Annotated in this window: 10 protein-coding genes; 4 read left to right on the top strand and 6 right to left on the bottom strand. The window is 65.2% G+C overall.

All coding sequences use genetic code 11. From position 1 onward, the window contains the following. Positions 1-90 precede the first annotated feature (90 nt). From AB0362_RS25665 to AB0362_RS25645, 5 genes are all read right to left on the bottom strand, one after another. A complete protein-coding gene (locus AB0362_RS25665) occupies positions 91-480 on the bottom strand; it encodes a hypothetical protein (RefSeq protein WP_149407539.1) in 390 nt (129 codons plus the stop codon). 33 nt (positions 481-513) lie between these two features. Further along, positions 514-1,032 (bottom strand): hypothetical protein, encoded by a 519-nt coding sequence (locus AB0362_RS25660; protein WP_149407540.1) that lies wholly within the window; start codon positions 1,030-1,032, stop codon positions 514-516. A gap of 294 nt (positions 1,033-1,326) precedes the next feature. After that, complete coding sequence (locus AB0362_RS25655) at positions 1,327-2,328, bottom strand: GAF domain-containing protein (RefSeq protein ID WP_317533327.1); 1,002 nt, start codon at positions 2,326-2,328, stop codon at positions 1,327-1,329. 132 nt (positions 2,329-2,460) lie between these two features. Further along, complete coding sequence (locus AB0362_RS25650) at positions 2,461-3,012, bottom strand: hypothetical protein (RefSeq protein ID WP_149407542.1); 552 nt, start codon at positions 3,010-3,012, stop codon at positions 2,461-2,463. Next, a complete protein-coding gene (locus AB0362_RS25645) occupies positions 3,012-3,950 on the bottom strand; it encodes an Asp23/Gls24 family envelope stress response protein (RefSeq protein ID WP_317533326.1) in 939 nt (312 codons plus the stop codon). The genes AB0362_RS25650 and AB0362_RS25645 overlap by 1 nt, the downstream gene beginning before the upstream one ends. Before the next feature lie 186 nt (positions 3,951-4,136). Here AB0362_RS25645 and ilvA point away from each other — a divergent pair, with 186 nt between their 5' ends. Then, positions 4,137-5,300 carry a threonine ammonia-lyase gene (ilvA, locus tag AB0362_RS25640; protein WP_218829037.1) on the top strand — a complete coding sequence of 388 codons (1,164 nt, stop codon included), beginning with the start codon at positions 4,137-4,139 and terminating at the stop codon, positions 5,298-5,300. Positions 5,301-5,322: 22 nt separating this feature from the next. On the opposite strand, the gene AB0362_RS25635 is transcribed toward ilvA, so the two are convergent. Further along, positions 5,323-6,459 carry a hypothetical protein gene (locus AB0362_RS25635; protein ID WP_317533325.1) on the bottom strand — a complete coding sequence of 379 codons (1,137 nt, stop codon included), beginning with the start codon at positions 6,457-6,459 and terminating at the stop codon, positions 5,323-5,325. Between the two features lie 166 nt (positions 6,460-6,625). Between AB0362_RS25635 and AB0362_RS25630 the strand changes: the two genes are divergently transcribed. The 3 genes from AB0362_RS25630 to AB0362_RS25620 are packed head-to-tail and all read left to right on the top strand — an operon-like array spanning position 6,626 to position 11,572. Next, positions 6,626-9,757, top strand: a complete 3,132-nt coding sequence (locus AB0362_RS25630; RefSeq protein ID WP_317533324.1) for an arabinosyltransferase domain-containing protein — start codon at positions 6,626-6,628, stop codon at positions 9,755-9,757. A 55-nt stretch (positions 9,758-9,812) separates the two neighbouring features. Beyond that, entirely contained in the window at positions 9,813-10,781 is a 969-nt protein-coding gene (locus AB0362_RS25625; protein ID WP_068052812.1) for an ATP-binding cassette domain-containing protein, read from the top strand. Next, on the top strand, positions 10,778-11,572 hold the full coding sequence (locus AB0362_RS25620; protein WP_094669390.1) for an ABC transporter permease: 795 nt from the start codon (positions 10,778-10,780) through the stop codon (positions 11,570-11,572). Before AB0362_RS25625 ends, AB0362_RS25620 begins: the two co-directional genes overlap by 4 nt. Positions 11,573-11,625 lie beyond the last annotated feature (53 nt).

Here is an 11,625-nt window from a genome sequence, read left to right as displayed (position 1 = left end):
CGGGGCCGGGGGGCGGGTGTTCCGGGGCCGGGCGGGGGGGGCGCGGCCGGGCCCGCCGCCCCCCCCCCCCCCCCACCACTGCCGCAGGCACTAGCCCCTCGGCGACGAGAATGGACTGATGCCTGCGCTGATCGGTGCCGCAATTGCTGCAACGACGGCTATGGACGCCCAGAACGTCGGTGAGTCCAGCATCAGTCCGCCTGCGAGACCACACACGGCGACGACGACGCCGCATCCCACCAGCAGTCCCGACCCGACGGTGACGTGAGCGAGGTGGTCTCGCGTCGGATCACGTCGGGCTCCGAGCCACACCATCGTTCCCGAGGTGACGAGGGCCAGAGGGGCGAAGAAGAAGAGGGAGCTGCCACCGAGCTTCGACGAGACACTGGCGATCAACAGCACTGCCCCGAATGCCACCGGGGCGGCGAGGGGCATCCCGCCGGACCATCGCTCGAACTTGTTTCGGGTGGGAGCTGTCATGGCAATCGTTCCTTTCCTGGGGAGAAGGGCATGTCAGAGTAGGTACTCCGCGAATATTCCGCCGCCGCAGGACAATGCGGCGATCAGCCCGACTCGCCTCAGGACGAACTTGGCAGCCTTGTCCCACGAGTTCACCTGGCTTTCGATCGCCTCCCAAGCACCGACTGCGCCGAAGAAGTCGATTCCGAGGCAGGCACCGACTACTCGCTTGATTTCATCGGTGACTCCACGGGCCTGAGGTCCCGTGGGAGTCGGCTGCCGGTCGAGGACCTTGCCGGTCTCGTCGACGATCGTCACAGTCGCATCATCGCTGATCTGAAAGCCGGCTGTGCCGGCGGGGAGTGGATTGCGGCCCTGTTCTGCCAGCGAAGCATTGAGCGAGGCAACTTCTTCTGCGCTCACGGGGACGAATTCCTCGACGGTGGCGGACACCGCGGGTGGCGCGGGTTGAGCAAGAGCAACAGCGGCTCCGCTCATCGACGTCACGGCGATCATCGAGCCGGCGATCAGGGCGATGGATGCGGTGCGAGTCCGAGCAGAAATGCGGTTCATGATGTCTCCCGTTCGTGAGTAGGGGGGCGATTCGGCGACGTGATGGTGGCTGTCGTTCGGACCGAGCCGGGTGCAGTGCCACAACGAATATGGGGCCACAACGGATATGGGCCGGTTGCGTACTCGATGGGATCGGCCTGGAACGAGAGCGCACGCTCGTCCGGCGATCTGTAGTTGTGCGGACCATCCCGAGAGACACAAGGTAGGTCGCGGGTTACGCCTCGTTGACCGAGTCTTTGCGTAACACACCGAACTTTAAACCCGTCGGTGCCGAAGCGCCAGCGCTGCGCGCGATCAGATACAGGCCTCGGTCACCGTCACCAGCGCGAGCCGAGGTTCTTCGTCGTCAGGGAGAATCGGCAGAGCGCACGCGGTCACCGAGTGGGTGGTGTAGCCACCGTTTCGGTCTCTGAACCGGACGGTGATGCTCGGTTCGTCTCCTGCGCCGTCGGCCCGGGACACTGATTTCGCGAGTGCGTCGACTGCTCCGTCGTCGTCCGGGTGCACTCGCGGTCGCGGGTCGGTCGGGTCGAGATTCCAGGCGATGGACGGTGGCGGCGGGCCGTGCCAGTACAAGGTCTCCAGGGTGCACAGATCGACTATTGCGGTGTGGCGTCGTGCGATGACCGAGGCACCCGCTACGAGCCCGCTCATCGTCTCCTGGACTCCGGTAGGGGATGGATGGTTCATGACGAACGGACCGCGGTCGATTGCGATGCCACGCAGGTGACGAGCTTCCCCTTCGACGGTGGTGTGCGCCAGCACGCGAATTCGATGTAGCTCGTCCGTGGTCCAACGCTGAGTGGCGTCGAGATCCACTGTGTCGCCGACTGTGCTGGATACCAGCATCGCGAGGACGTCGGTGGCTCGCAATCCGAAATCCAACGTTGCCATCGCTTCTGCTACCGACAAGTGCGCCACATCGGCATTCAGCGCCGGGGAGTCCTTGGAGTGGGCAGTGCCGCGAGTCAGATTCCAGCGAAAGGCCCAAGCATTCGACGGCGGAGAGTCGCACGTGCCCGGATGCAGTCTGGCCCACACCGCCTGGACCGTACCGTCGTCACCGAGAATCGGACGAGCCGACACGTACCTGCCCGGCCCGCATTCGGTGTCCACATCCCTGCCCGATTCTGCGCACCGAGCAACCGCATCGCGTGCGTGGATCGAGTCGGACGACCTCCTCAGGAACACCGCCATGGGAACCTTGCTCTTCTGCGTCGTCCCTACCGCCACCACGCACGCCACCGAATCCGGTTCGAGAAGAATCAACAGCCAGTCGCCGTTCCTACGCCCCATCGAGGCGGACTCCCTTCCACTCGAGTCGAGCTCCGCGGATCTTCCCTGCTTCGGGCCGTGTATCGACACCGTACCGGTGAATCCGACAGAAGGGACAGGTGGCCAGGCCTGTCGCAACGCTGCGCGGCCGCGCTACCGCCGCTTGTCGACGTGCAGTTGAATGCGAGTGGCGACGTGTGCACCGGCGAGTGATTCGGCCACGAAGGCGGCACGGGCTTCGGCCCGGGCGGTGAAGGCCACGACATCGAAATCGGCTGCAGCATGGACCGATACGGTGATGGTGGGCATTCCCCGATCGTCGATCGCCGTACCGCGGGCGCGTCGGACACCGGGGAACTCGGCCAGCTCCGCGGCGACGCCCGACGCGATGGCGCTCAGGTCCACGTGCGCCGAGAAGTGGGGCTTCTCGATGACGCTTGCCGTTCCGGTCGTGCGCGGAGAGAAGTTGCCGACCAACAGAAGCAGTGCCAGGACAACGGAGATGCAGCCGACCACGGCCAGGGTCGGCACCCACCAGCCCTGTTCCGGTAGGGCGGCGATTCGCGCACGATCGAAGCGAGAGAGCATCTCTCGTGCCCAGGGGACGTCGTAATGCCAGGCCAGCGCGAAGCTACCTCCCGCGATCAACCCGGCCCCGGCCGCGATGGCGAGGAGTCGGTCGACACCGGCAACGAAGGTCTTCATCACGAGACCCTCGTCGGTGCTGCCACCGACTGCTTCACCGTCAGCCGGCGCTCGCCCGCAGCAACGGACAGCACAGGAGCGAGTGCCTCGCGCACGCCGACGTCGATACGGTCGGCATCGTACGCAGCGTCACGCTCTACCCGAACTTCGATCTTCTTCCGGGTGACGACGGTGTGCGCGTCCACGACTCCGCGGGTCGACTGTGCTGCAGCACTGCACAATCGAGCGATGTCGGTCGGCGTGGCCCACACGGTCGACGCCGACTCGCCCAGGCCGGAATGCGTTCTCGTTCGGGGCTTGACCCCGATGAACACGACGAACAACCCGACGACGGCGGCTCCGGTCGCGGCGGCGATCATCCAACTCTGCCAGTGCAATCGGGAGATCCAGGACACCGCGTCGGCGATCCACGGGCTACCACCGAGGTTGCCGTGTGCGATCAGGAATTCCCGGCCGGCGACAAAGGCCACACCGAGGAGGGCGAACCCGAACAACAGTGCCAACGGCATCGCGGCCGGGCCAGCAGTGGGTGGTCGAGGTGAGATGGGCTGCGATGCTTCGGTATTCGAGGTGGGCGAGGGGCCGGTGTCCAGTGTGGTGTCCGATACCAGGACGTTCACTCGATGCACGTGCAGGCCCGTCATCGTCGCCAACGCGGCCTCGACGGTGGCGTGCACGGATTCGGTCACCTCGGTGATCTGCGACGGCCAGGTCACCCCGATGTAGAGGTTGACGGCAATCGTGTCCTCGCCGAGGGTGACGTCGGCGCGGGGGAGTTCTCGCCCGGTCAGTCGCGACAAGCCGCCGGTGGTGCGCGTGACCCGAGGATCCTTCGATGCCGCCGCGATGGCAGTCCGCGACATGGCCCGATCCTTGATCTCGACGCTGCCACGCACTTCGCGGCCGTCGTCGACCTCGTCGGATCCAGCCTGCGTCATGTTCAGAGAATCCTTTGCGCCCGTCGCGGCTCGCCGTGGTGCGGCACGCGCTCCACAACTGTAGTGACGACCGGTGGCGGATGACGTCACGAGAGTAATTGTTCCTGGCATACTGCGACCGTGTCGGAAATTGTGCGGGTGACCGCGTCGGATATCGCGTCGGCCGAGGAGCTGCTGGAGCCGGTCATGCGCCGGACCCCTGTGGTGGCCTCGCGAATTCTGTCGGACCTGACCGGCCACGAGGTGCGGCTCAAGTGCGAGAACCTGCAGCGCACCGGATCGTTCAAGCCGCGCGGGGCGTACAACCGCATTGCCCGGCTCGACGCCGAGCAGCGCGCCCGCGGTGTCGTCGCGGCCAGCGCGGGCAATCACGCTCAGGGTGTGGCGTGGGCCGCCTCTCAGGTTGGGATCGACTCGACGGTGTTCATGCCGGTAGGCGTGTCGCTACCGAAGCTCGTCGCCACCAAGGCCTACGGCGCGACTGTTCATCTGGTGGGCAACACGGTGGACGAGGCGCTGAAGTCGGCGAGGGAATTCGCCGAACGCACCGGTGCCACTCTCATTCATCCGTTCGACCACCTCGACATCGTCGCGGGGCAGGCGACGTTGGGTACCGAACTGCTGCAGCAGATGCCGGACGTCGGCACCATCGTGATCCCCACCGGCGGCGGTGGACTGTTGGCCGGTGTCGCCGCCGCGGTGAAGCTGACCAAGCCCGGTATCAGGATCGTCGGCGTGCAGGCCGAGGGTGCTGCCGCGTGGCCTGCATCGCTGAAGGCGGGTCATCCGATCGCGTTGACATCGATGTCGACGATGGCCGACGGCATCGCGATCGGCCTGCCCGGATCGGTGCCGTTCGATCACGTGCAGGGATGGGTCGACGACGTGGTGACCGTCAGCGAGGATGCGCTGTCGCGGGCGTTGGTGCTGTGCATCGAACGCGCGAAACTGATCGTGGAACCGGCCGGGGCGGCAGCGGTGGCAGCGCTGATGACGCATTCCGCGGACGAGCTCGGATTGACCGGTTCGGTGTGCGCCGTCCTCTCCGGCGGAAACATCGACCCGCTGCTGCTCACCCACGTCATCACTCATGGTCTCCGGGCGGGTGGACGCTATCTCGCTGTGCGCGTGACGATTTCGGACAAGCCGGGCGGACTCACCGGGGTGCTCGGCGTGGTGCGCGACGCCGGTGCCAGCGTTGTCGACGTCGTCCACTCCCGTACGGGCGGACGCCTGGGGCTCGAGGAGGTCGACGTGATGTTGACCGTCGAGACCCGCGGACCGGACCACCGCGGCTCGGTGCTCGATGCTCTCGGTGCGGCCGGATACGCAGTGCACGTGGAGAACTGACCTGCTGGTCGACACAACCGATTCAACGCCGCAGACTTCGACGGATCACCTGGCCGATATACGAACCTGCACTACGCACGTAGAGAAGCGCCGGGGTCCAATGGCTTCGGCGTATTGCTGTGTTCACGGCCCGCTGCAGTTCTGTGTCGGTGACACCGGCATCCTGCATCGCCGCGAGTGAGGTTCTCAGGTAGCCGCGATCGCGGCTTCTCATGTGCATTCGAGCCACAGCGCGCACATCCATGGTTTCGGGGAAAGTCGTGCACCGCGCACCCGCGGCCGCCAGCCCGATCTGGGTGCGAACGCATTTGGCACATCGGCCGCAATTGAATTCCCCGTCGAGGTTCTCCCAGCAGACCCGCAAATGGTTCATCGCGGTCCGGTTCTCGCCGATTCGACGAATTTTGCCCAAACGGTGCAGATCGAGTTCGTGATGCTCGAAGGCGACCGAGCTACTCGACCACAACGGGTCGAGGTCGGGATGAGAGCCCCACGGTGCGAGTTCCTCGCGGCAGTTCGAGGACGGGATGATGACGGTGCTCAGGTGCTGCGACAACGCCAGACCGACGTGCGCCAACGCGGCACCGTGGAAGTCGTATCCCCAATCGAGAGGCAGTCGGTCGGCGAAGGCCGACCTGATCGTGGTCTTCACCTCGATCAACGGCTTTCCCAATTCCGCCGCCGACTCTCGGGCTCCGGCCAAGGCTCTGGCCGCCAAACTCTCGTCGTCGATACCGATATCGAAACCGTGCACGAAGACCAGGTGGGTGATGCGGTCGGATTCCATGATTGCCGAGTAGAAGCTGTCGACGCCCCCGCTGAAGAAACAACCCACTCCCGTCGCGCCGGTGGCAACGCGGCCGGGTTCCGCCGACATCGATACCTCTCGAAAACGCTTGGGATACCAGTCCAGGAAGATCTTCTGAGCCTCGGATGCACCTCGAAGTGCCGTCGAATCCACGGGTCCGTCGAAAGCGACATCCCACCCTTTGCGCATCCCGGCGGTCAGGAGCGGAGGAAGCCAGGGATTGGAGGAATGGTCCAGCGAGTAATTCGACTCGGTTCTCACTCGCACTTCGACGCCCGATGGGGTCGTTATTCGCGCGGCAATGGAATCAGCACCGGTGTCGTCGACATGCACCGTCATCGGGCTGATCATCGGGCTGAGTGTGCCACAGCGAAGGTTGTCCGAACCGGAGTATCGGTCGGAAGGAAACTGTTCTGCGTCGAGCACATTTCCGCACGATCAGCGTGCCGGGTTCGCTCGACCCCGGCTGGTACCTTGATCAGCGACTTGGACCAGGACATCGGTGGGAGATATTTGCATGGCTCGGCTCGTCGCGATCGTCTCCGCAGTCCTGGGAATCCTGCTGACGATCGCGATACCGCTGTTGCCGATCGAGCAGCAACAGTCCTCCCTGACGTGGCCGCAGTCGGACACGATCGCCAGTGTCGAGGCTCCGCTCGTCGGATACACCCCGATCAGCGTCGACGCGACCGTCCCGTGTGCTGCCGCGAATCTGTTGCCCGACGGCGGGCTGTTGCTGTCGACCTCGCCCGAGGGATCGCCCGACGCCTATCGCTACGGTCTCGTCACCGAGGTCACGGGTGGTGAGGCATCGCAACTGAAGGTGACGTTGCGTGATTCCGTTATCCTAGAGAAGCCGATCTCGGAGCTGAGCCCTTCGACTGCGGACGACTGCGCGTTGACGATCACCTCGAACGGCACGGCGACCACCGTCGGGCTGACCGGTGCCGACACCGTGACGCGCGAGGGCGATGTTCGGCCGCAGCTGGTCGGAGTGTTCAGCGATCTTCGCGGCACCGTCGACGGTCTGACGCTGACAGCGCAGCTCGACAGTCGATTCTCGTCCACACCCAGTGCGCTGAAGTGGTTCGCGATGATCGTCGGGGTCCTCGCCACGGGCATCTCGCTGGTGGCGCTGCACCGCCTCGACCTGTCCGACGGCCGACGTGCCCGACGGTTCCTGCCGCGTCGCTGGTGGACGTTCGGTGCTGCCGATGCGGTGGTGATCGGGACGTTGCTGGTGTGGCATCTGATCGGCGCGAACACCTCCGACGACGGCTACCAGCTGGGCATGGCGCGTACGGCCGATCACGCCGGGTACATGGCCAACTACTTCCGCTACTTCGGTGTGCCCGAGACACCGTTCGGTACGCCGCTGTACGACATGTTCGGAATCATGTCGCACGTCTCGACGGCCAGTGTCTGGATGCGCCTGCAGACGCTGATCTGCGCGGTCGTGGCGTGGCTCGTCATCAGTCGCGAGGTGATTCCGCGGTTCGGTGCTGCGGCTCGCGCCTCGAAGACTGCCCTGTGGACCGGCGGGCTGGTGCTGCTCGCGTTCTGGCTGCCGTACAACAACGGCCTGCGTCCGGAGCCGTTCGTGGCGCTCGGAGTACTACTGACGTGGTGTTCGGTGGAGCGCTCGATCGCGACCCGCAGGTTGCTGCCCGCGGCCGCGGCGATACTCATCGCGGCGTTGACGGTCACGTGCGGCCCCTCCGGTTTCATCTGCTTCGCACCGCTGATCGCCGGGGCTCGGCCGGTGTTGCAGATCGTCGTCGCCCGCGCCCGGGAGTTCGGCAGTACCGCACTGGGCGCGCTGACACTGCTCGCCCCGCTGATCGCGTCGGGCACGGTGGTTCTGGTGTTCGCATTCGGCAACCAGACCGTGGCAGGCATGCTCGAGATGCAGCGGGTGCACAACGCGGCCGGGCCGAGCCAGGCCTGGTTCGACGAGTACCTGCGCTACCAGTGGCTGATGAACATGGACATCGACGGCTCGCTCGCGCGCCGCTTCGGAGTGTTCGTGATGATCGTCTCGCTGATCGCGGTCGTCGTCGCCATGCTGCGCAAGGGCGGCAAGATCCCCGGTACCGCAACGGGACCGGCGCGGCGGATCGTCGGCATCACCGTCGGGGCTATGGCCTTGATGATGATCACCCCTACCAAGTGGACCCACCACTTCGGGGTCTTCGCCGGACTCGCCGCATCGGTTGCGGTGCTCGCAGCCGTGGCGACCGGCGCGGCGGTACTGCGATCGCGGCGCAACCGACTGCTGTTCGCCGCGTCGGTCTCGTTCGTGATGGCCGTCGCGTTCACCGGAACCAACGGGTACTGGTACGTCTCGGCCTGGGGAGTTCCGTTCTGGGACAAGCCGATCCTCGTTGCCGGTCTCGGCATCTCGACCATGTTCCTCGGCCTGACCCTGCTGCTGTTGCTCGCAGCCGTCTGGTTCCATCTCCGCGCGCCGTACGTGCGCACCGACAAACCGATGGCGCGATGGTGGTCGGTGCCGCCGATCGCTGTCGGGGCAGCACTGATGGTGCTGGTGGCCGTCGCGTCGATGGCCAAGGGTGCCGTGGCGCAGTGGCCGTCGTACTCGGTCGCGAAATCGAATCTCTCGGCGCTTGCCGGCGACACGTGCGGCCTTGCCAACGACGTGTTGCTCGAGACGAACCCCAATGCCGATGTGCTGCAACCGGTCACCGGGGATGCGTTCGCCGCGCTGGGCGAAGAGAACGACGGGTTCACCCCCGACGGTGTGGCGGGCGATCTCACCGCAGACAAGGAGTCCTCGGCGTCGGGTACCTCGAACACCGTCGACACCGACGAGCAGCAGCAGCCGACGTCGACCACCGGGGCCGGAACCGGCGGTAGCGCATTGCCGTTCGGCCTCGATCCGGCCACCGTGCCGGTGCTCGGTTCGTTCGGATCCGACGCCCCCGCCACGTTGACGACCGGCTGGTACGCGCTGCCTGCCGATCCCGGCGACCTGATCTCGATCGCCGCTGCCGGACGCATCCGCTCGGTGGACTCCGACGGCATCGTCACGTACGGGCAGAGCCTCGAACTCGAGTACGGAGTCGACGGGCAGGCGCAGGGTCGGGTGACCCCCATCGACATCGGCCCGACGCCGTCGTGGCGCAACCTGCGTGTGCCGATGGATCAGATTCCGAACGGTGCCAACACGATTCGGCTCGTGCTGGCCGACAACGATCGAGATTCCGACCAGTGGTTGGCGATCACGCCGCCGCGGGTTCCGCGTACCCAGACGTTGAACGAGGTCGTCGGCCGTGACGCTCCGGTGATGCTGGACTGGGAGGTCGGCTTCAACTTCCCCTGCCAGCATCCGTTCGATCACCGCCTCGGGGTCGCCGAAGTTCCGCAGTACCGGGTGCTGCCGGACCGCAGCGGTGCCGTCATCACCAACGCGTGGCAGGACCACTTCGGCGGTGGGCCGCTCGGGTGGATCGACATCGTCGCCTCCGCCCGCACCATCCCGTCGTATCTTGACGGCGACTGGGACCGCGACTGGGGATCGATCGAGCAGTACATCCCGTACGACGAGACGGCGCAGGCGGCGCAGATCACAGCAGAAGAGGTCCAGCGTTCGGGTCTGTGGACGCCCGGTCCGATCAAGACCGGTTAATCTCTACGCGTTCGGAAGTCCTTACACCGACCAGTAGAGAAACGGGGAGAGGGCCATGGCGAACGCTATAGAAGTAGAGGACCTCGTACTTCGGTACGGCAAGAACGTCGCGCTCGACGGGATCGATTTCACCGTTCCCGAGGGCACGGTGCTGGGTGTGCTCGGCCCCAACGGCGCGGGAAAGACCACGGCGGTCCGTATTCTCGCCACCTTGCTGCAAGCGACATCCGGCTCGGCCCGGATCTTCGGGCTCGACGTGGCGACGCAGGCCAACGAGGTGCGCAGCACGATCGGGCTGACCGGTCAGTTCGCGGCCGTGGACGAGTACCTGACCGGGTACGAGAATCTCGAGATGGTCGGCCGACTGTTCGGCCTACGCAAGGCCGAGGCCAAGAAGCGGGCCGACGAACTGCTCGCACGATTCGACCTGGAATACGCACGTGACCGGACAGCCAAGCAGTACTCGGGAGGTATGCGTCGGCGACTCGACATCGCGGCCAGCCTGATCGGTCGACCACGGGTGGTGTTCCTCGACGAACCGACCACCGGACTCGATCCACGTAGTCGAATCACCATGTGGGAGTTCATCGCAGATCTCGTTCGCGACGGCACGACCATTCTGTTGACCACCCAGTACTTGGAGGAGGCCGACCGGTTGGCCGATTCGATCATCGTGCTGAACAAGGGCAAGATCATCGCGCGTGGCACGGCCGACGAGCTCAAGGCCCAAACCGGCGGCGAGCGAGTCGAATTCGTGTTGACCGATCGGTCCCAGGCCGAGCGAGCGATGCAGATCCTCGCTCCGATCGGCGTCGAGCCACCCACCCTCGACGATCAGGTGGGCCGGATCGTCATGCCCGTCAACGGGGGATCGAAGGACCTGTCCACGGCGCTGGCCCAGCTGGAGGACAACGGAATCGGAGTCGTCGACGTCGGTCTTCGGCGACCGAACCTCGACGATGTGTTCCTGAGTCTGACCGGTCAGACCACCGGCGAACCCGAGACGGCGGAGGAAGAGAAATGAGCAACGTTCTTCTGGATTCCGCGATCATCACCAAGCGAAATCTGATCAAGCTCAAGCGAGTTCCCGACCTACTGTTCTTCGCGACGCTCTCGCCGATCATGTTCGTCCTGCTGTTCGCGTACGTCTTCGGTAGTGCGATCGATGTCCCCGGAATCGACTACAAGAGCTTCCTGATGGGCGGCATCTTCGTACAGACGATGATCTTCGGTGCCTCCCTCACCGGGTCGTCGCTGGCCGAGGATCTGCAGAAGGGCGTGATGGATCGGTTCCGGTCGTTGCCGATGGCACGATCGGCCGTGGTGATCGGGCGGACCGCAGCGGATGTCGGCAACAACCTCGTCACCATCACGATCATGTCGCTCACCGGACTCCTCGTGGGGTGGCGCATCACGTCCTCGTTCTTCGACGCCCTGCTGGGGTACGTGCTGCTGTTGTTGTTCGCGTACTCGATCTCGTGGGTGATGGCCCTGGTTGGTCTGATCGTGCGGTCGCCCGAGATCTTCAACAACGCGTCGTTCATCGTGATCTTCCCGTTGACGTTCATCGCCAACACCTTCGTCCCGATCGACAATTTCCCCACCGTGCTCAAGACCATCGCGGAGTGGAATCCGATCTCGTCGGTGACGTTGGCGGTGCGAGAGCAGTTCGGCAACACCAACCCGATGGCACCGCCGCCGGAGGTGTGGCCACTGCAGAACCCCGTGCTCTACACCCTGATCTGGGTCGTGTTGATGCTCGTGGTGTTCGTGCCGCTGTCGGTGCGCAAGTACCAGAAGACGATGACCGCCTGACATCCACGCAGAAAAGCACCCCCGGTCGCTCGGCGACCGGGGGTGCTTTCATG

The organism is Rhodococcus sp. NPDC079359 (assembly GCF_040702585.1).
Classification (GTDB): Bacteria; Actinomycetota; Actinomycetes; order Mycobacteriales; family Mycobacteriaceae; genus Rhodococcoides.
This window is presented reverse-complemented; position numbering and strand designations above follow the sequence as displayed.